23 protein-coding genes and 3 pseudogenes are annotated in these 18,579 nt (G+C 61.5%); 5 read left to right on the forward strand and 21 right to left on the reverse strand.

From position 1 onward, the window contains the following. Positions 1 to 118: 118 nt before the first annotated feature. From AAFG50_RS27495 to AAFG50_RS27510, 4 genes are all read right to left on the reverse strand, one after another. On the reverse strand, positions 119 to 982 hold the full coding sequence (locus AAFG50_RS27495) for a sugar phosphate isomerase/epimerase (RefSeq protein WP_028175754.1): 864 nt from the start codon (positions 980 to 982) through the stop codon (positions 119 to 121). Positions 983 to 988: 6 nt separating this feature from the next. Then, positions 989 to 1,774, reverse strand: coding sequence for a transporter substrate-binding domain-containing protein (locus AAFG50_RS27500; protein ID WP_028175753.1), 786 nt, complete (start codon positions 1,772 to 1,774; stop codon positions 989 to 991). Positions 1,775 to 1,792: 18 nt separating this feature from the next. Next, positions 1,793 to 2,119: a cytochrome c gene (locus AAFG50_RS27505; RefSeq protein WP_162185850.1), complete on the reverse strand. Its 327-nt coding sequence runs from the start codon at positions 2,117 to 2,119 to the stop codon at positions 1,793 to 1,795. A gap of 90 nt (positions 2,120 to 2,209) precedes the next feature. Next, positions 2,210 to 3,931, reverse strand: a complete 1,722-nt coding sequence (locus AAFG50_RS27510; protein ID WP_028175751.1) for a PQQ-binding-like beta-propeller repeat protein — start codon at positions 3,929 to 3,931, stop codon at positions 2,210 to 2,212. A gap of 1,039 nt (positions 3,932 to 4,970) precedes the next feature. Here AAFG50_RS27510 and AAFG50_RS27515 point away from each other — a divergent pair. Then, positions 4,971 to 5,161, forward strand: a pseudogene (locus AAFG50_RS27515) (DUF892 family protein); the annotation flags it as partial. An 18-nt stretch (positions 5,162 to 5,179) separates the two neighbouring features. Here the strand turns inward: AAFG50_RS27515 and AAFG50_RS27520 are convergent. The 4 genes and pseudogenes from AAFG50_RS27520 to AAFG50_RS27535 all read right to left on the reverse strand — a co-directional run bounded on the left by AAFG50_RS27520 (position 5,180) and on the right by AAFG50_RS27535 (position 7,165). Further along, complete coding sequence (locus tag AAFG50_RS27520; protein ID WP_028175750.1) at positions 5,180 to 5,644, reverse strand: DUF3147 family protein; 465 nt, start codon at positions 5,642 to 5,644, stop codon at positions 5,180 to 5,182. After that, positions 5,641 to 6,000, reverse strand: coding sequence for a DUF3147 family protein (locus AAFG50_RS27525; RefSeq protein ID WP_028175749.1), 360 nt, complete (start codon positions 5,998 to 6,000; stop codon positions 5,641 to 5,643). The genes AAFG50_RS27520 and AAFG50_RS27525 overlap by 4 nt, the downstream gene beginning before the upstream one ends. Next, positions 5,997 to 6,603 (reverse strand): annotated as a pseudogene (locus AAFG50_RS27530) (cupin domain-containing protein). Before AAFG50_RS27530 ends, AAFG50_RS27525 begins: the two are co-directional and overlap by 4 nt. Continuing rightward, positions 6,590 to 7,165, reverse strand: a complete 576-nt coding sequence (locus tag AAFG50_RS27535) for a phosphatase PAP2 family protein (RefSeq protein ID WP_049832597.1) — start codon at positions 7,163 to 7,165, stop codon at positions 6,590 to 6,592. Before AAFG50_RS27535 ends, AAFG50_RS27530 begins: the two are co-directional and overlap by 14 nt. Positions 7,166 to 7,259: 94 nt before the next feature. Here AAFG50_RS27535 and AAFG50_RS27540 point away from each other — a divergent pair, with 94 nt between their 5' ends. After that, entirely contained in the window at positions 7,260 to 7,511 is a 252-nt protein-coding gene (locus AAFG50_RS27540) for a SemiSWEET family transporter (protein ID WP_049832596.1), read from the forward strand. A 1-nt stretch (position 7,512) separates the two neighbouring features. On the opposite strand, the pseudogene AAFG50_RS27545 reads toward AAFG50_RS27540, so the two are convergent. From AAFG50_RS27545 to AAFG50_RS27555, 3 genes and pseudogenes are all read right to left on the reverse strand, one after another. Beyond that, a pseudogene (locus AAFG50_RS27545) lies at positions 7,513 to 7,830 on the reverse strand (cell envelope biogenesis protein TolA); the annotation flags it as partial. A gap of 24 nt (positions 7,831 to 7,854) precedes the next feature. Further along, on the reverse strand, positions 7,855 to 8,103 hold the full coding sequence (locus tag AAFG50_RS27550) for a hypothetical protein (protein ID WP_028175748.1): 249 nt from the start codon (positions 8,101 to 8,103) through the stop codon (positions 7,855 to 7,857). Between the two features lie 208 nt (positions 8,104 to 8,311). Next, positions 8,312 to 8,776, reverse strand: a complete 465-nt coding sequence (locus AAFG50_RS27555; protein WP_028175747.1) for a hypothetical protein — start codon at positions 8,774 to 8,776, stop codon at positions 8,312 to 8,314. Between the two features lie 500 nt (positions 8,777 to 9,276). Here AAFG50_RS27555 and AAFG50_RS27560 point away from each other — a divergent pair, with 500 nt between their 5' ends. Next, positions 9,277 to 9,699: a response regulator gene (locus AAFG50_RS27560; RefSeq protein WP_231166523.1), complete on the forward strand. Its 423-nt coding sequence runs from the start codon at positions 9,277 to 9,279 to the stop codon at positions 9,697 to 9,699. Between the two features lie 69 nt (positions 9,700 to 9,768). On the opposite strand, the gene AAFG50_RS27565 is transcribed toward AAFG50_RS27560, so the two are convergent. From AAFG50_RS27565 to AAFG50_RS27575, 3 genes are all read right to left on the reverse strand, one after another. Then, positions 9,769 to 9,996 carry a hypothetical protein gene (locus AAFG50_RS27565; protein ID WP_028175746.1) on the reverse strand — a complete coding sequence of 76 codons (228 nt, stop codon included), beginning with the start codon at positions 9,994 to 9,996 and terminating at the stop codon, positions 9,769 to 9,771. Positions 9,997 to 10,321: 325 nt separating this feature from the next. After that, the gene (locus AAFG50_RS27570) at positions 10,322 to 10,489 is read right to left on the reverse strand and encodes a hypothetical protein (protein WP_166466005.1); all 168 of its coding nucleotides are present in this window, start codon (positions 10,487 to 10,489) and stop codon (positions 10,322 to 10,324) included. A 186-nt stretch (positions 10,490 to 10,675) separates the two neighbouring features. Continuing rightward, the gene (locus AAFG50_RS27575; RefSeq protein ID WP_049832594.1) at positions 10,676 to 11,764 is read right to left on the reverse strand and encodes a DUF1236 domain-containing protein; all 1,089 of its coding nucleotides are present in this window, start codon (positions 11,762 to 11,764) and stop codon (positions 10,676 to 10,678) included. Positions 11,765 to 11,993: 229 nt separating this feature from the next. Here AAFG50_RS27575 and AAFG50_RS27580 point away from each other — a divergent pair, with 229 nt between their 5' ends. Continuing rightward, positions 11,994 to 12,221 (forward strand): hypothetical protein, encoded by a 228-nt coding sequence (locus tag AAFG50_RS27580; protein WP_011090370.1) that lies wholly within the window; start codon positions 11,994 to 11,996, stop codon positions 12,219 to 12,221. 251 nt (positions 12,222 to 12,472) lie between these two features. Here the strand turns inward: AAFG50_RS27580 and AAFG50_RS27585 are convergent, their stop codons facing one another. The 5 genes from AAFG50_RS27585 to AAFG50_RS27605 all read right to left on the reverse strand — a co-directional run bounded on the left by AAFG50_RS27585 (position 12,473) and on the right by AAFG50_RS27605 (position 15,569). Then, positions 12,473 to 12,982, reverse strand: coding sequence for a PRC-barrel domain-containing protein (locus AAFG50_RS27585; RefSeq protein ID WP_011090371.1), 510 nt, complete (start codon positions 12,980 to 12,982; stop codon positions 12,473 to 12,475). 383 nt (positions 12,983 to 13,365) lie between these two features. After that, the gene (locus AAFG50_RS27590) at positions 13,366 to 14,499 is read right to left on the reverse strand and encodes a glycosyltransferase family 4 protein (RefSeq protein WP_028175744.1); all 1,134 of its coding nucleotides are present in this window, start codon (positions 14,497 to 14,499) and stop codon (positions 13,366 to 13,368) included. A gap of 131 nt (positions 14,500 to 14,630) precedes the next feature. After that, the gene (locus tag AAFG50_RS27595) at positions 14,631 to 14,840 is read right to left on the reverse strand and encodes a hypothetical protein (RefSeq protein WP_028175743.1); all 210 of its coding nucleotides are present in this window, start codon (positions 14,838 to 14,840) and stop codon (positions 14,631 to 14,633) included. 106 nt (positions 14,841 to 14,946) lie between these two features. Further along, positions 14,947 to 15,351: a hypothetical protein gene (locus AAFG50_RS27600; protein ID WP_038967338.1), complete on the reverse strand. Its 405-nt coding sequence runs from the start codon at positions 15,349 to 15,351 to the stop codon at positions 14,947 to 14,949. Between the two features lie 17 nt (positions 15,352 to 15,368). Next, the gene (locus tag AAFG50_RS27605) at positions 15,369 to 15,569 is read right to left on the reverse strand and encodes a hypothetical protein (RefSeq protein WP_028175742.1); all 201 of its coding nucleotides are present in this window, start codon (positions 15,567 to 15,569) and stop codon (positions 15,369 to 15,371) included. 307 nt (positions 15,570 to 15,876) lie between these two features. Between AAFG50_RS27605 and AAFG50_RS27610 the strand changes: the two genes are divergently transcribed. Then, positions 15,877 to 16,287: a hypothetical protein gene (locus AAFG50_RS27610; protein WP_028175741.1), complete on the forward strand. Its 411-nt coding sequence runs from the start codon at positions 15,877 to 15,879 to the stop codon at positions 16,285 to 16,287. 1,160 nt (positions 16,288 to 17,447) lie between these two features. Here AAFG50_RS27610 and AAFG50_RS27615 read toward each other — a convergent pair. Both AAFG50_RS27615 and AAFG50_RS27620 read right to left on the reverse strand, forming a co-directional pair. After that, positions 17,448 to 17,963, reverse strand: a complete 516-nt coding sequence (locus AAFG50_RS27615; protein ID WP_011090374.1) for an inorganic diphosphatase — start codon at positions 17,961 to 17,963, stop codon at positions 17,448 to 17,450. Between the two features lie 80 nt (positions 17,964 to 18,043). Continuing rightward, the gene (locus AAFG50_RS27620; protein ID WP_011090375.1) at positions 18,044 to 18,559 is read right to left on the reverse strand and encodes a ferritin-like domain-containing protein; all 516 of its coding nucleotides are present in this window, start codon (positions 18,557 to 18,559) and stop codon (positions 18,044 to 18,046) included. Between the last annotated feature and the right edge of the window lie 20 nt (positions 18,560 to 18,579).

Below are 18,579 nucleotides of genomic sequence, written 5' to 3' on the forward strand. Positions count from 1 at the left end.
CTCCGGACCTTCGAAGCTGGGGCTGAGCCTCTCGATTGGGACCGGCAAGGGGATAGCCGGCAACACAATCTTAGCTCCTCCACCGAAGTCGAGGGATCACAATCCGGTGTCGAAATCGTCAAGGTGTACGTGGCAAAACAGAGCTGCGCGTCAGAAGTCGCTGATGCTTAAGGAAGGCGATGCTCGTCTGTATGCTCCGCATCGGATCAGCCGAAACGTCCTGTTCGACGAAAACATGTTGCACACCGCTCTCCGCGGCGGCTTCGAGTATCTCGGCGAAGTTAATCGTACCGTGACCAAGTTCGATGGTCGATCCGTCCTTTGCCATGTCCTTCAGGTGCAGGAGGCGAAATCGCGATGGATGCCCTCTCAAGACGCGCGCTGAATCGAGATGTCCCTTGGTTGCCCAGTAAACATCGAGCTCGAACATGACAAAGCGCTCATCGGTGCGGCTGAGCAGAACGTCGTATGGCTGGATGCCACCTGCCAAGTTCCCGAATTCAAAATCATGATTGTGATAGGCAAGCGTTAGCCCGGAACGCTGCGCCAGTTCACCGATCGTGTTCAGAGTGTCACAAATCCGCTGCCAATCATCGAGTGTTTGCCTTTCCGATACGTCCAGCCAGGGACAAACGACGAACCGGCTGTCGAGCAAATGGGCGATGTCGAATGCTGAGTTGGCGTTGTTCCGCAGGCTGGCGTAGTCGAGATGCAGCGATGGTGCGGTGAGATCCAGGCTGCGCAGGAGCTTGCGGGTGAGCCTCAGGTCGTTCCCGAGAATGCCGGCAAACTCCAGCTCGCGATACCCGAAATTCGCGACTTTCCTCAGCGTTCCTTCGAAGTCGGCCTTCAGCGGGTCGCGGACGGTGTAGAGTTGGAGACCGATATTCCACAGTTCCCGACCGGAAACCGGCTCGATTCCCATCGTGGCACCGGCCGCGATCCCTCCCAAAACAGTGCGTCTGCTGAGTGGCGCCAGCACGCTCGGCTACCTTGGTGCCTGCAGTACGACGCCATAGCTCTTGTATATCCGATCGACGGTGCCATCGGTTCGTAACCGATCGAGAGCTCCATCCATGGCTTCGCGTAAGGCATCATCAGGGCGAACCATGCCGACGGCGACATTCCAGTTGAGATCCACCGTGCTCTCGTCGCGATCAAGGATGCGGAGCGCCTTGTCGGGATGCGTCAGATTGAAATAGCTCGCCACGGTGGGCGTCACCGCAGCGGCGTCGATCTCGTTATTCGAAAGGGCCTCGAGACTGTCGCTCTCGAAACCAAAGGTCGATGTAGGTACGTGCCGCTGACTAATTATCATGGCTGCGACGGACCCGACCTGCACCCCGACCTTGGTATGCTCGTTGAGGCTCTTGAACGACGTAAGCGTGCTGGCGGATGGCACGGCCAACGCGACGCCCGTGCGATAGTACGGTTTCGAGATCCTCAAGTGAGTTTCGCCTTGCGCCTCGCGGTCGGCGATCACATCGAGAAGAATGTCACAGCCAGCGCTACGCATTTGGTACTGGGTAATGATCCAATCAAGCCTCAGGGAGACGCCGAGCTCCCGCGCCAGTGCTTGTCCCAATTCAACCTGAAATCCGGGAGGATCCCCGGCTTTGCTCGCGAATGGAAGCGAGTTCGGGTGAGCACATAACCCAAGTACGCCGGCCGAGCGGATTGTCTCGAGGGATCGAGCCCGTGCCGGCCCCAGCAAACCTGCCACCGCCACGATGATGAGCGGGAGGATCAGTTCTGTTCCGCGTACCTTGCGCATGGAGTTTGACTCGCCGGCTCATCCCTCTCGCGGCTTTAATTCCCGGATGTACTTGATGATTTGGTCGATCTGAGCATCGCTGAAGGTAGAATCGAATGCAGGCATCGCGCCTTGTTTGCCGTTCTTGATACGGTCGCGAATAAAATCGTCATCGCGCGTCGTGTTCATGAGCTGCGGTCCCTTACCCGCCGCGCGGCCGCCATCGGAATGACACCAGCCGCAGGTCGTTGCGAACAGCTGCTTAACATCGAAGTTCCCGTTGTCCGGCGCAGCGGAATCCGTCTGCGCGGAGACAGGCGTGGCACATGCGAACCAAGTGGCCAGCGCCATCAAGCTCAATTTCATGACGCAGAACTCCACTTTCCGTTAGCCCTGACCGTTCCAAGGCACGGGGAGCGAGCTTCTGTCGCTCCCCGCCAGATTGTCCGAAAACCCCTATTTCAAGCTGTACACGATGAGCGCGCCATCATCGCGCGGCATGCTCTTGTAAACGCCGCCGAAGGTCGGCGCGTAGTCGTCCGACGCCATGCCGCCGAAGCCCGCGGTCACGGCGACATATTGCTTGCCGTTAACGGCGTAGCTGACGATGCCGCCCTGGTGGCCAGTGCCGTCGGAATGGCTCCACAGCTCGGCACCCGACTCGGCGTCGTAAGCATGAAGGGTGCCGCGCGAGTCAGGCACGAAGACGAGATTGCCACCGGTCGATAGCACGCTTCCAAGCGGCGGCTCGGGGTAGCGAACCTCCCACTTCTTGATTCCGGTCACCGGGTCGCGCGCGTCGAGATGACCGTAGATCTCGCCGCCCGGAGGAGGCGCGATCTTAAAGTCGGCGCCGATGTTGAGCTGGGCTTGGGGCGCGGTCACCGGTGTGGTCTTCATGACCTCGAGCGTCATGCACCATTCTTGGCCGAGCTTGTAGTATAGACCCGTCTTCGGATTGTATGAACCCGAGTTGAAGCTGACACCGCCGGAAATATGCGGGCAGAGGGGTTCATTGACCTTGCCTGCGGAGAAGTCGCGACGGCCGATCAACTCACCTGTCTTGGGATCGATATCCTTGACGAAGTTGCTGTTCTGAGTGATCCGCCAGACATTCTTGATACCCAAATTACGGTCATAGACGAAGATGTAGCCGCTCTTATTGGGGTGCACCACGAGCTTCTGCCCGTCGCGATCGAGCATTACAAACTCACCGACCGCGCTGTCGAAGTCCCATGCGTCGTGCGGCAGCTCCTGATGATAGAATTTTAGTTTGCCGCTATCGAGATCGAGACCGATCACTGAGGTCGTATAGAGATTGTCACCTGGGCGGGCGCCTTGCGTCTTGTAATCGGAGCCCGACCAATCGTAGAGCGGCGCCGGGTTCGCGGTGCCCCACAAGATGGTGTTAGTCTCGGAATCGTAGGTGCCTGGCATCCAGCCGCCGCCGCCGCCGGTGCGCCAGGAGTCACTGCCCCAAGTCTTCATGGCTTCGTCGGTGCCCGCAACCGTCAGGAACTCCCATTTCTTCTTTCCTGTGGCGGCATCGACAGCAAAGATCGGGCCGCGGCCCGGCCATTCGCCGCCCTGCGCGCCAATGATCACCGTGCCCTTCGCATAGAGGGGCGCGCCGGTGAAACCGACCGTCAGCTTTTGGGAATCGATAAGCTTGGTGTCCCAGGCGACCTTTCCAGTCTTCATATCAAGCGCGATGAGCCGGCCATCCATCGTGCCGACGTAGACCTTGCCTTCTCCGAGCGCAGCGCCGCGATTATAGGGAGAGTGCGTCTGCCGCGCGATCAGGGCTTCGTCAAGTTCGGGGAAATAGGACCAGATCACCTCCCCTGTCGCGCCGTTCAGCGCAAACACTCGACTGTAAGAGCCCGTGTAGTAGAGCACGCCGTCGGCCGCAAGCGGCATTGACTGCAAGCCACGGGTGGACCGTCCCGGAATATGGATCCAGGCAACGCTTAAGTTACCGACATTGCTCGTATTGATCTGCGAGAGGGGACTGTAGTGATAAGACTTATAGGAACCGTGATAAGTCAGCCAGTCGTTCTGGCCGCCGGTCTCGATGCGCGCGGTATCCACAGTTTGGGCAACGGTTGACGACGCGGCAAACGTCGCACCAATCGCAACAACCACAGGCAAAGACAAATAACCCCACCGTTTCTTCATATGCTCGTCCTCCATTTCATTTTTATGGCACTTGGTCATTGCCTTGCTGGGCGCGCTGCGCCCTGTTCATTTGTCGACCCGAATAGATACGGCGTGCCAACAATCTCACCTCGCATCATAGGAACCCCGGCATCGAGGCTTTCGTCGAGTTCCACTGAAGGGGCTGCTTTCCGCACGGAGATGCACCCGCATCTCGTCAGTCATTTCGTCCAACAGTTGTTTGCTGGGCACACGATATCGCCTGCAGGCAATGCCCGCGCTTATCGCGGCATTGCGGACGACTCGATTGACGCATCGCACAATCGGCGGCCGGCTTCCACTTTGCACATGCAGAGCGTTTGCAGCCATCGCGTCTAACTGCCTCTCAGCCTCGAATGGCCCATTGCAGCGAGTTTCGGCTTGCTTGACGGCATCGTTGCCGCGGAATGTGGCGACACGGCGCCGAGTTGTATCATCCAAGGCGATTTTGTGAAGACGGCAAGCAGGTCGCGCACTAAACCGGGATTTCGTCACCTGAGCTGACCTAAAGACTTCACGGGCATCCCACACCGAAACGGCCGGCGCGTCGCATGGAAGTCCGTTCTTCCTTGGGGTAAGGCAGACTTCGCCTATCGACCAATCACGAGCGAGGAGAAGGCAAGCCCCCACGGCCTTACAGAACTACAGCCTATCAAGATTGTTCGCTTAACTCGCAGTGCATTTGACAGGACCAGGGCGCATTCCGCGATGGAGCATGAGACTCTGCTTGAAGCTGCGAAGCAGCGCCTGGATGCAAGCACACGAGCCAAGCGCCAGCGTTGAAAGACAGTCGAGCATCCGTTGGCACGATTAAGGCGCGCAGGAGAGCGACACAGTTCCTTACCAAAGCGCTCCCCAAATTAGCCGGCGAAGTGGCTCTATCGGTCTGGCTTATGGCCGCCATCCCGCGCCTGATCAGACCTTCTCAAACATCCATAGTGCCAGCACGCGCGTGCCGTATGTAAGCGCGACGCCTGTCAGAATCATTGCGATTGTTGTCCAGTCGCTGTTGAAGAGCGAGGCCATCGTCGCGAATGTGCAGGCCGTCGAGCACTCCGAACAGCTCGCTGAGCGCCCGGGCCGAGGAGCTTGGTCACGATGATATCGTGTGCTTCCTCACCAAATCTGAACGAAGAGAAGGCGGCCGGCACCATGCTCAACACAGTGGCGCCGCGCAAGGGCGTCAACGCCAAGGCTTCGAGCGCGGCCTGATCGAGTTTCAAGGCGGTTTCAGCGGCACCGCGACAACGCGGTGCCGCTGTCTCGTTGTGCCAATCGGGCAAGGCGGACCTGCCGGCGCACGAACCAGGCGGCGACGGCCACGGTCAGCCAAGCCAGCGAAGCGCCGATGAATGCGCCTGCGACGCTCCGCTCGACGAGGAACCAGAACACTGCGGCGAAGGCGAGCATACCGAGAGCGCCAAGTGCGGCACCGGCGGCATCTAGCGCGGCGGCCTCCCGCCCTCGCCGCCTCCCTTCGAGACCAGCCTCCCGTTTGCGACGGAGTTCGTGCTTCTCTATTAAGGTCGCGCTGGCGCAGAAGATCGCCGGGAGCGCGAGAAAGAGACCTCCGATCGACGCTCCGTAACGACTGCTGATCAATCCCGTGAACGCGGTGGCGGCGCCGCCTAGGCCGAAACGCACCAAGTATTCGTACCACCGCCCTTCCCGCAGCGACGAGGGCGAGACCTTCATCGGAAGCCTCGCGCGTACCCTCCCGCGAGCGCCCATAGACCGAAGGCTGCGCCTAACCAGACGACGATAGAGACGATCGTCGCCGGCAACGCCCGCATCCGGGCGCGCATGAGGAGCTGGCAGACCAGGATGCTGTAGACCACCAGCGCGACCGCGCCGGCCATCATGGAAAGGCTTTGGGCCCCGGCGTAGACGGCGCCATGTTCATAAATCGCGATGCCCAGTGTCGCGAGCGCAACCGAAGGTGCCGCCCCGAAGAGGCCGGCGAAGCTCTTCGGCTTCAGCACGTCGCCCAACATCGAGAACGCCAAAACGACTGCGCCTCCGATCAGGAAACGGATGAGGTACTCGGTCATTTCGGCCTCTTCCAAAGCTTCTTGAGCGGCCCCGCGCCGCCATAGGCCGGGTCCTTGCGCGGCACCGGTACCATTCGGAATGGTCTTCAGCGCGCGCGGACGGTCCTCGACAGTCGTGCACTCGTCGTAGGTGCCTGCCGACGGATAGGCGCCGACGACGAGAGAGTCCTTGTCCGCCGCCAGGCATTGATGGCCGGTCCCAGCGGGCAGGACTACGACGTCGCCGGCCTTCAGCGTGAAGGTCCGCCCCTTGTTGCCGCCGAAGCGGACGCGCCCCTTGCCGCGCGCTATCCCGAGGACCTCGTGGATTCTCGAATGGTAGTGAACATAGTCGTAGATGCCGTCGCGCCAGCTATCCCCCCATCCGTTGCCTTCGAACAGGTCTTCGAGCACCGCCGCAGGATCGTGCTGCTCGTCGAGTCTGACGGCGCTTCGGTACAGCATCAGGGGCCAGCGCGGGTGATTGGGCACAAGGCCGTCATCCCTAAAGCGGACCACGTGTGGCTTCCGCGGACGAGGCAGTTCGGAAGCCCGACGCTTGCCCGGGCGACGAAGACCGGTGGCGCGTTCGGCGTATTCCTTAAGGTCCTCAAGTAGCGGCATCATCTGTCTCCTTGACGGGATAGCCCGTCCATAGGCGAAGCATTCGTTCGAGCGCCGCACCAAGGGCGAAGCCGGCGACGACGTCGCTCGCCCAGTGCGCCAGCACGACGATGCGCGTCAGACAGAGGCCCACCGCCAGCGCGCGGATCGCCCGGCGGGGCCCTGCCGGAAGTGGCCCCGCCGCCGATGCCAGCGCGCCCATGTGCAGGGCGTGTCCCGACGGAAAGGCGTCTTCGCGTTTGCCGGAAAACGAGATCCCGTGAACATGCCCCAACACCGTCTTCCGGTCCGGACGCGTTTGGTCGAAGACCGACTTCAACAAGTGCGGAAGCACGGAGGCCGCAGCGGCCACAAGCAGCGCATGATTGCCGGCGCGGCGCAAAGGCTCTCCTTGCGTACGTGACAGGATCCAACCCGCTGCCGCCAAGGCCAGAAGGATTTTCTCGTCGGCGCCCCAGGTCAACCCGCGGGCGACCGTTTCCGCACGACGGTTAGTCTTGCGCGCCACCGTCCGCGCGATCCTCTCGTCGATCTTGGTCGGTTTCACGGTGAGAAGGGACATCGATCCTCTGAAATTCAACAGGGAATCCTAAAACGCGGGGCAGCTCTCTGGGTGCCAAGCGTTCGCGCCGAGGAACGGCCGCTAGTCGCCCCCGTTGACGGACCATGTCCGGCTCTCTCTCTCTCTCTCTCTCTCTCTCTCCACCTACCTCGGCAACATCGCCGCTTTCCTTGCATCGCTCTCCTACATTCCGCAGGTTCGGAAAGCCTGGCCGCGCAATTCCACGGACGATCTTTCGCTCGGCATGCTGACGGCACTGACGCTGGGGCTCGGCCTCTGGGCCGTGTACGGCCTGATGCGGGAAGATTGGGTCATCGTGCTGTCCAACGTTCTTCCCGCTCGCTGATCTTGGGAGCGGTTCGCTTCGCCGGCTTAGGCCGACGCTTTTCACGCTGAATTCGGTTCTCGCCGGACTCCAGATTGATTGGTAGATCGGAGTGCTCGGCAAAACGTCCGGACGACCCCGCCGGCCGCTTGAGGACCACGCCCGGCTTCGACATCGTCGCGGCGACCACATCCGGATCGTCCGTCTCTTTGGCGACGCCCTGATGGAAGAGATTGCTGTCGGCGCCCCACGCCTCCAGCGGCGCCTTCATCGAGGGCGCCGCGATCGCAAGATCGTAGAAGCCCAGCGAGGTCCGAAATGTCTTGAGCTTCCTGGCCATGGAGCGTGCCGGCCCGCGGATTTCCTAGCGCCGGCGCGCGACCCAGAGACCCAGCAGGAACGCGACGAAGAGCGACTGCAGGGGGGCTTTCACGGTCACCTCGCGCAACTGGTCGGCCCAGCGCACCGCCATGTCCGATTGGGGTGAGTGCCTTTGAAATACTCGCGGCTCCGCCCGGCCACTCGGCCCAGCTTCCGATGCCCGCTCGATGCCGCCCTGAGCGTCCGTCAACCCGGAGGGTTCCGTCATTGCCGAAACTTCTTTCATATCCATGCGGCCTCCTACAAGGGGGTCAGTCCGACTTCCGCTGCGGCTTGGCCGAGGGCTTCTTGGCGGCCATTTCCTTCGCCGGCTTCTTCCCGGTGATCGACATCAGCATTTCCTTCTGGCCAGCCGATACTTTCTCCGGCTTCTTGGCCGGCTTGGCCGAACGCCGAGCCCAAGATTCCAGAAACCGTCGCCCGACGCGAAGACGGATGGATCACCCGCCATTCAGCGAGAGGCTGATGCGCGTAACGATCCCATCCCAGGCGCGCTCTTCGCTGGCCGGATAATTGATCAGCACGCAATGGACCAACCCGCCGGAGAAGTTGCAGCGGTCATACCAGACCTTGTCGCCCTTGTAGCTGGAAACCGCAAAAAACCGCGGCGTCACTCTCTTGTACTGAATGCGCGCCGGCAGTCCTTTTTTCGCGAGGAAAACAGCGGGCGAATCGCTCCCGACGTTGGGAGCAGCCTGTATCGTGAGGTCGGCGCGGCCGTCGGCAGTTCGAAAGCGTTGCCCGTAACCGTCCGGCCGGCCCGCTTCTTCGGTGAAGATCGAATAAGGGAAGTCGACCGACGTGCCGGTCTGTGGAATGCGGTAGGTCGTCCACCTTACGGGCTGCGCCGAAACCGAAGCGGCCGAGACAGCGAAAATGGCCATCGCCAGAGCTGTCGCTTTCATCAAACCTCCTCCTTCGCAGACCCCCACCGAGACATAGGCAGCGAGCCGGCTGCATCCCTTCATACCAGGAAAAGCCGCGAGGCCAATTACGTTCCAAGAGGCCTGATCCTTCGCCATCAATGCCTCTCTGCCGAGAAGCAGATGCGAAAGCACCACGCTGACGCGTTCGAGGCAGGGGATCGATGGGCCGCAGCAAACATCGACCGGCGACGTGAGTATCCGAAGGCACGTGACCTCCGGGCGGCCGCTGAGCAACCTCGGTACATGTGTCCCTTACGGCGGAAACGATCAGCCGTCTGCCGCGCCTCCCCAGCAGCCCGCGACCGCCCTGCACCGCAGCCCGTCCCGCCCCGCGTCGCAACCAACTCCGAAACCCTGACGCCTCCACGAGCCCGCCTTCAAGGGGACTTCCGCAGCCATCATAAGACCACCAGAACCGGCTTCCAGTCATACTCGTCGGCGGGCTACCCAGGAACGGCTACGCATTTTGGCCGTTCGACATGAGAACAAATGCTATCGGATATGAGCCGCCAGCGAGCGTACTTCTTGTCGAGGACGACCCTTTGATCCGCGAATTCATCGTCGAAGCGCTGCGCGAGGCAGGCTATCACGTGATCCACGCGAGCACTGGGGAGGAAGCGCTGGCCTGGTGCAAGCGCCACGCCGCGGGTGTGCTGGTCACCGACGTCAGGCTACCCGGACAGGTCGATGGATGGCAATTAGCGGAGCGCTTCCGCGAGCAGGATCCGGAACTGCCGGTCATCTACGCCAGGGCTTCTCTCCCGCCACTTCACGTCCCGTTCCCGGGAGCCGCATCGTGTGGAAGCCCTTCCATCCGCACGAGATCGTCCGGATGGTCAAAGAGCTTGGCGAGGAAAAGGGAGCGCCGCCGAGTTAGCCGGTCTACTCGCGGCCTAGCTTAACCTGCGATCGCCGCAGCCTGGACCACCTAGGATCCGCAGCTTGGGCGCACCATGCCCTTTGCCGCGTAATCACCCTTTGGGCAGGCCCAGTTCCTCTACGGCCCGAACGCAGATTTCGGAGGGGTCCTTGAGGCCCGTCTGACCGATCTCGATGATCTTCTTGGCGATCAACTCGGTGAGAGGGTCGTTCCGATCCTGTACGCCAATCGAACGCAGCGCCTCTTCGTAAGCTCTCGAAAGCCGTGTGATCTCTTCGGGCCCCAGAGGCGAGTTTTGAAGTATCCGGTAGATGACCAATTGTTATCCCTCTACAGGGCGCAGCGTAGCACTGATCTGCTGAGGGAGCATTGCATCTTAGCAGCAAATCTTAACTTCCGTAGTCTGCGCTTGCTACGTTCAGGGAGTTTGCAGGCGGCCGGCGGCGAAGAAAGGCGTCGCAGAGGAGAACGGGGACCTTCGCGCGTTTCCTGGGCGACTGGACTCGAAACGTCTCTGGGACGCGGAAGGAACGATAGCTCGAATTGGCCTCAGCTCACACCCCGGCCCCCGAGCTGGGGCTTTCGGTTGTCGGGTGTCGAGAGGAGGCTAGTGTTGAGGTAGCGTGTAACGGCCCGGTCCTTAGCTATCCGTCGGCTCTGCTCCGAGAGTCCTTGGACCCGAGAAGCTTCAGCGCCGTATCGATCTTGGCGAGGAGCGCCTGGATTTCGGCGCGCTCGTTCGCGCCGGGTCCGGCTTCAAGCCGCGCCAGCAATTGCTCTTTCTGTCCCAGCAGCTTCGCAAGAGCGGACATCCGATCACCGCAATGTCGACCGTATCGAAAGGGCCGCTCGGAGAGCGGCCCTTTCTTGGTAACCGGCTACGGGTTGCCGAAGCTGAAGCCGCTGAGCGGGGCGGCGCTCGCAGCCGATCCCAAAAGGGAGGCGGCGAGCATTCCCAGTGCAATGATCTTCATGAATGTTCTCCTTCCTTGGCGAAATCAGTCGATCTCTTCGATGATGCGACGTTCCTGCGGTTCGACGATGTAGGTTCGGCTATCCCGGTGAATGTATCGGTACTCCCGCAGGCTCGGCGCCTCGCGATAGACCTCGTCGGGGAAGGCATCGATTTCCACGCCGTCCGGTAGGCGCTCGCCCCGGCGGATCTCAGTTCGCACTGTGCTGCCGGTCGTTTGCCGCTCGCGCTCGACGGGACGCGCCTTGACGTGCTTGCGGATCACCTCGCGATCACGATCGCTGAACGTGGTCTTCCGCTGCTCGGTGCGCGCCGGAGCGGCCGCCGTGGACCGGCCCGAGTACGGCAGGACCGCGACGATCTTGTAGCTGGAGGGCTCCACGATCACGACTTCGTCCTTCACCAGGACGAAGTTGTAGCCCCGGTACTGGGGCACGATCTCGACGACCTCCGCCGGCAGCGGCTGCAGACGGACATCCCGCGGCACGGCAGTGCCCACGGACAACGAGAAATTCACGTTGTTGAGGGGCTGCACGTTGAGGTGCGAAATCGACGTGCTGATCCGTGTCCGCTGCTGATCATTGATGTTCACCGAGGCATTCACGTTCGTGTTCGACGAACGATCGGCCGTATTCTGCTGGGTGCTCGGCTGCTCGGCCGTGTTCGTCGAGTTACTACCCGTCGGAGACTGCGCCTGACTGGCGCCCGAAGCTGGCGGGTTCGCGCTCTGCGCCCGGTTGTCCGTAGGCGGGTTGGTCTGCGTCTGGTCCGAAGGCGCATTGGTCTGGTTGGAGGGCTGGCTGGTCTGCGCCTGATTGGTCGAGTTGTTCGAGGTGGGCGCCTGCGTGGTGTTGGTGCCCGTACCGGAATTGGTCGTTTGGCCTGCAGCGCTCTGGCCGGTCGATGACGGAGACTGCGTCTGGGCCGAATTGGTCGAAGGATTGGTCTGCGCGGATCCCGAAGGTGTTGAAGAGGACGGCGTCGTCGAGGTGGAATCCGGCTGACGCTGCGTAGTTGACGGATTGGAGTTCGACGTGCTCGGAGAAGATTGCGCAAGAGCCGAAGTCGCGATCGCGACAGCAGCCGTCGTAGCCAAGAATAAACGCTTGTCCATCTGAACCTCCTAAATGCGGATGTCGATCAACCTCCGATGCGGCACGCGGTTCCTTTTCGGGAAAACCCGGCAGCTCTCGTGGCGGCGGGAGGTGAATTTCTTCCGGTAGGCCCAAGATCGCGGTTGTGCCGAAATGGCGCTGGGGCGCTGCAGCCGCGAACAAACGGAACTTCAGTCAAACCACGCCGTTGGCAGTGACTACTTACGAATCATTTGAGGAGGACACACCATGAAGAAGCTGATTGTGTGCGGCGCGCTTGCCGCTTTCGCCCTCGGCACGCAGGCCGCCAGCGCCGCCGAGTTCTACATCGTGCGCGACGCGACCACAAAGAAGTGCACTGTCGTCGACACCAAGCCGACCACTACGACCACGACGGTGGTGGGCAACGGCGTCTACAAGACCAAGGTCGAGGCCGAATCCGCGGTGAAGACCACCAAGGTGTGCACCGAACAGTAAATATCGCGGGCTTCAGGCGGCCACTCGGAAGCGTTCGGACAGCAATTGGAGGAAATGCCCGTACTCATTTTGTGGGCCGTTCCTGCCGTCCTCGTTATTGGTGGCCTCGGCTATTTCTTAATTCACATGCACTGAACGACGACCCGCCCGATGATCCGGGCGGGTCTTTTTTTCCCGACAACCGTCGGTGGCTCACGGCGGACAAAAAAGGGCCCCGTGATGGGGCCCTCATCTCTGAACTCTCGTCCCATTTAGTTGTAATCTGAGTATTTGAACTGCGGGAGCGCCTTCAATTGCTCCTTGTTGCCACTCATGACGGCGTGGTCAGGGACCCAATCGTTCGTGCTGCGGTTCGTGGTGGTTGTCGCTGCGGCGCCGGTGGTGGTGTCGCGCGACGTGGTCGAGGTGCTGCTCGAACTGGTCCGGACCGGCTCTTCGACGAACTTCAGCTTGTCCATCGAGACGGCGATGTCGTGCTCACCCATCCCCAAAAAACCGCCGATGCCGATCACCACCGCGTTGATCTTACCGCTCTTGTCGACGAGCAGCTCGTTGATGTCGCCGAGCTTCTCGTTGGCCTCGTTGTAGACGTTCAGGCCCATGAGCTTCGAGGCGCGCCAATTTCCCTTGAGCGCGATCTTCGCATCGGCCGAGTGGGTGGCCGCCGGCGCGGCGCGATCGGCCGGCTGAGTGGTTTGCGCGTACGCAGCGCCGCCGATCACAGCAGTGCCAAGCAGAGCGACGGCAAGAAAGCTTTTCATCGATTATCTCCTCCAACGTGAGCCAACATCCGTACAGATGCCGGCGCCAACGCCCGGGGCTGCCACTTGTTCCTGAATTGACTCTTGTTCAGAACGGTGCTCTCGCGAAGGATTCGATCCGCGCTGCGGACGCCGGTGCGCTACCGACGTTCGGTGGTAACAAGCCGGACGGGAATGCGCTTACCGTCGGAGCGGAGGCAGGCTTCCGAGAAATGCGGCCAAACCTGCTTCGAACAGACTTCCGCTTCCTTCGTGGAATCGCTTGCCGGCTGGACCTGCGGCTGCGGAGGAGGCGCCTCATCCGCAAGAGCCGCCGTCGTTGCGAGCAGAACGAAAGCTGCCGTTGCGGAAATAATGGTTTTCATGTGTCCTCGATCGCCAACTCAACGACCAGAGTCCGAAGCCGTTCCGACAGGTCGGGAAGACTGTGCTGCCCCTTTCGCGAATCCTTCGTCTCCTCCAGGTATCTGAACACTCTCGGCTGCGCGGACTCCGCGATCGACCAACTCGCGATATCGGATCTCGTACTCCCTCGCCATCCGGCTCGCGGCGAAGCGCTCCTCGAACCGGGCGCGGACTGCTCTTCTGTCCAGCCGGCCCAGTTCGTTCACCGCCGCGATCGCCTGCTCCTCGTTGTCGACGATAAAGCCGGTCACGCCGTCTTCCACCACTTCGGGCACCGAGCCCCACCGGTAAGCGATCACAGGCGTCCCACACGCCATCGCTTCGATCATGACGAGCCCGAAGGGCTCCGGCCAATTGATCGGAAACAGCAACGCGGCGGCCCCGGCGAGGAAGGGCTGCTTCCTGATTTCGTCCACCTCGCCGACGAGCCGGATCTCTTCACCATCGATGTTCGGTTCGAGCTTCTTCTTGAAGTAGGCCGTCTCCGCGCGAGGAATCTTGGCGGCGACCCGCAGCGGCATCCGCGCGGCCCGCGCGATACGTATGGCGGCTTCCGGTCCCTTGTCTGCCGTCAGCCGCCCGAGAAAAGCCAGGTACGAACCATGGTCGTAAGAGGGCCGAAGCAGGTCCTTGGGCATGCCGTGCTGGATCGTTGCGATCCAGTTCGCATCCGGAAGCGGCCGACGCTGGTTGTCGGAAATCGAGACGAAGCCCGCGTTCGGAAAGGCCCCGATCACCTTCGATAGACCGGGAAGGTCGAGGCGGCCGTGCATCGTCGTGAGGAAAGGCACCCCGGTCCGGCTGAGCACAGGAAGTGGCAACCAGTCGACGTGGGAGTGGATCACGTCGAAGTCGCTCGCGCGCTCGGCAATGGCTTCTATCAGCAACGCGCAGGCGGCGCTCGGGTCCGCGCCCCTCCGGCCCAGGCGCAGTGCGCGCGGCCACACCGGGTGGAGCTTTCCCTTCGTCTTCGAATCTCCGCTCGCGAACAGGGTGACGTCGTGTCCGAGCTCGACCAGTTCGTCCATCAGCCAGGCGATCACCCGCTCCGTGCCACCATACAGCTTTGGAGGAACGCTCTCGGCCAACGGAGCAAGCTGGGCAATCCGCATCGGCTAGGCCCCGAGCACGAACCGCAGGACCGTCACGATAGTCGCGGAAATGAGGGATGAAATCGCGAGCATTGTCCAACTCGGCCTTGTGCTTCCGCGAGCCACGCGTGCGGCGAGCATTTTCATCCCCGTCAACATTCGTCTTCGGGAAGCCGGTGCAGGTAGGCTATCCCGAAGCTGGCGAGTTCTTCGGCATCGCTCTCTCGCTCATCCCCTCTCCTTTGCAGGTGGCGCTCGAGCAGGCAGCGACGGCTGTCCTGTGCATCGACGTCGGGGTGCCTCGCCCGGTACACCGTCCAGGCGGTCTCCGCGGCCCTCATCAAGGCGACTTCGTCGACCATCTTCACCTCCGGCGACCGCACCAATCGCAGGCAACTCAAGAGGGTTCGGAAAGTTTCTAGTTTTTCCCGAAGCCTCGAAATACCGGCGGAGATCCGCGAGGAGGAGTCAGGAGGCCCTCCCTCGCGCCCGCTCGCGGGCGGCTCGGCGGCGTTGCAGTCGGTTGCTTCGGCCGGACGTTGTGGAGGCGTGAGGTCGGGGCGCGGGGGCTAGAGATGAAGGTTCGGCTCCGAGGCCTTCGCTTGTGGGCTCCAGTTCGCGAGGCCGCGCTTCCATGAATTCCAGCACTACCCGGCCCTTCTCGGTTATGCGCCAGCCACCGTTCAGTCGCTCGACCAGTCCTTGCGAGAAGATATCCAGATCCGGCACGCGCGCGGCCAGGCGCTTGGTGCGCTCTACCCAGTCACGTCCGCTCGTCGCAAGGATCGCCATGTCGCGCTTGAGGTCCGCCATGACTGCGAATCCATCGGGATAGCTCACGAGGATCTTGAGCACGGTGACCTGGAAGTTCACGCCCCGGCTCCCTTCCGCTACCGCCACATCGTCGGTGCGTCGTGGAGAGCCTCGCAGCCGACCTGCTTTAGTCTCTCGCGCGAAGTGTCGCCGTTCGTGGCGGCTTCCAGAATCCTGGATGCCACGAAGCTGCGTGCGCCGGTCTCATAGCGCGAGACGTCTGCGCAGACTTCGTCGAGAACGGCGCGCAGAAGCGCGGTCGTTGCCGGATAGAACATGGGAGGCCCCAAAAGGAGAAATAATCGTAGCGCAATCGCGGGGGCGCCGAAATCAACAGTGTTAAGCGCCCCAATATCTGGCCAAGTCTACACTCGAAGTCCAGCTCGGCAAGCTCCGAAAAGTCGCCGCACCGCACGCGGATTGAACCGGTCTTCGGTCGAAATGTTTGTGTTCCAAGCTCGAAACTCTCAAGTGACGACGTCCCGGCGCCGAGCACCATTGCCCCTCGGCACCGGGGCAACCAGCAACCATTGCCTATTTTTCCCGTTGTCTGGCCGGGCCAGAAACGTGGAGAGGAGGAATCCGATGAAGAAGATTGCAATGGTGGCGGCGACGGTCGGCGCTCTCGGTCTCGGCTCGATCGCGGCGACGTCGCCCGCCGAGGCTCATTGGCGAGGTGGCTGGGGACCGGGTATAGCCGGCGGCCTGATCGCCGGCGCGGTGATCGGCGGGCTTGCCTCCTCGGCGTATGCCTGGGGGCCGGGCTACTACGACTACGGTCCGGGCTACTACGGCGCCGGATACTATGGCGGACCCTACGCCTATGACTATGGGTACGATGCGCCCTACCGCTGGGGCGGCGGCTACGCCACGACCTACTACACCGCGCCGGTGTCCTATGGCTACCGGTACCGCCGCGTCGTCCGGCCCGCCTACGCCTATTACCGCGGCGCCTATCCGGTCGTGCGGCACCACTGGCATCATCACCACTGGTGATACGGCGCCGTCCCTTGAGGCCCCCGTCAGGCCGCGCTCCGAACGGGCGCGGCCTTCGTGGAGCAGGATATTGCAGGTCACCACCATCCGCCGGTGAAGAAGTCGTGCCGGCCGAACGCCAGCCGTGGTTCGGCTGGCCTCCTCACGGATTTTCGTCCACCGCTTCGCCTGCGGGCGAACTTCTGCGCGTTTGCGCGCCGGCGGCTCTTTCTTGGCGTCGGACGGCGGTGCTGCAGGCATCGAGGCCATCGCCTCTCCCACTGATTGCTCCGGTTCTTCCGGCATGGGATCAGCCTCCGCGCGATCTTCGGAACATCGGTGCGCAGGCGCGTGTCGAAGCTTTGCCTCCAACTCCAGACAAACCGCTGCATCGGACTAACCGACGCGATGGGCCAACATGATGTTCGACGCACTTTTCGCGCGCACCGAAACAATATCCATCGTTATCGTCGGCTAACGGTGCAACTCACGAGCAACATGCGCTCTCCCTCGCAGAAGCTTGGGGACATTCTGCCATTAGGTCAACGCTTCTGTATTTTCCGAATCGACAGTTCATGGTGGCTCAACCACGCGCCACGTTCCGGGGTGTAGGAGTGAGCCAGTTTCTGTCGACGCTTCTGCTAGTTACCGCGGTAATTTTGACCGTCTGCTTTGGAGTGGCGGCCTGGCGCCTCTCTGACGAGAAGGACATCGACGTCACTGGCCAAATTCCGCGCCAGTCCTATGGCTGGAAACCGACATCGAGGAATTGAGCGGGCCGCACCGCGATCTGCTCTGGAGCAAGCCACTTTCAGAGTACGCCCTCCATCAGATGTGCAAGCGTCTCTTGATCCCGCTGCCGATCCGCGGGCATTTCAAGAAGCGGCCGCCAAGGCCGCCATTGGACGGAGACCCGATAAGGGACCGACTCGACGAGTACGACGTGATAGGCCCGTCGGCGTGGTTCGCCCCACGCAGAAGCAAAATCCCCAGCGCGCGAACGCTGGGGTGGCCGCATCCATTAATGATCGAGATGCGGCCGCGAAGATCGAGGCGCTGGCTGAGGAATATAAGAGGCGCGCTGGGGCGCTCAGCGCTTCCAAAGAGGCGGAAGCACACAAAGGATTCGGACGAGCCCTGACTGCAGCCAGTATCAGACTGCGTTCAGCAAGCCTACGCCTCTAGCGGGCCAGACGCCGGATTGCCTTAGCCGCCCGGCGTGGACCATGCCATCCGAGAAATTCCAGCTCCTTGTTCTCAAGCGCATTCGTCGCCCGAAAGAATTGTTCAAGGTCGTCGCGCGCGCGGGAAGGCAGTTTGCGGACGTCCTTGATATCCGTTTCGAGCGGTGATCGGTCAGGCACCGCAAACACGCGGTCGTTTCGTTCCTTCTTGCCCTTGCTTTTCTGTTCGACCTCAAGAATGCCAACTGGACGACAGCGCAGCACGACACCGGGGTATGTCTGCGCGTCATGCAGGATCAGCACATCCAGCGGATCGCCGTCCTCGGCTTTCGTCGAGGGAATGAAGCCCCAGTCGTAGGGATAGGTCAGACCTGCCATCAGCGGCTTCGCCAGGGCAAAAACGCCAAGCTTGGGATCGAAATCAAGTTTGCACGAGCTGCCCCGCGGCGTTTCGACCACGGCGAAGATATTATCGTCGTCGGCCCAACTCGGCAATTTCGTCAGATCGGTCATCGCAACAGTCGATCACGCATTTCGCACCGACAACGGGGACGGGCCCGACGAAATCGCGTCGGTCAGGCCCCCTGCTGACATCACGCGGCGGTGGACGCTTTCTTGTTGACGCCCTTGCGCAGTGCGACGGTATTGAGCTTGGTGTTCGCCGCCTTCTCTTCGTTCAGATTTGTGGTCAAAAATCGCACGATATCGTCGTGGCCAAGTTCTTCCGCCCAGGCAATCAGCGTACCGTAACGGCATATCTCGTAATGCTCGACGGCCTGCGCGTTCGCGACAATCGCCGCGTCAAGCACCGTCTTATCTTCGATCTCGCCAGCCGTCTCGTTCGCTTCTTTGATCAGACCGTCGATAGCGGGACATTGCGTGCCGCTCGGCCCCTTGCCCAGCTTCTCAAAAGCCTTTTCGAGACGCTCGATCTGCTTGTTAGTTTCTTCCAAATGGTTCTTGAGGCCCGCCACCAGATCGCGGTTGGTCGCCTTCTCGATCATTTTCGGGAGCGCCTTTATGATCTGCTGCTCGGAGTAATAAATGTCCTGCAAGCCGTGTAGGAGCAAGTCATCCATTGTTTTGAGGTCTTTTGTGAAGAATCCCATAGCTTCCCTCCTCATTCTTA

Origin of the sequence: Bradyrhizobium sp. B039 (assembly GCF_038965675.1) — a bacterium.
Taxonomy (GTDB): Bacteria; Pseudomonadota; Alphaproteobacteria; order Rhizobiales; family Xanthobacteraceae; genus Bradyrhizobium; species Bradyrhizobium diazoefficiens.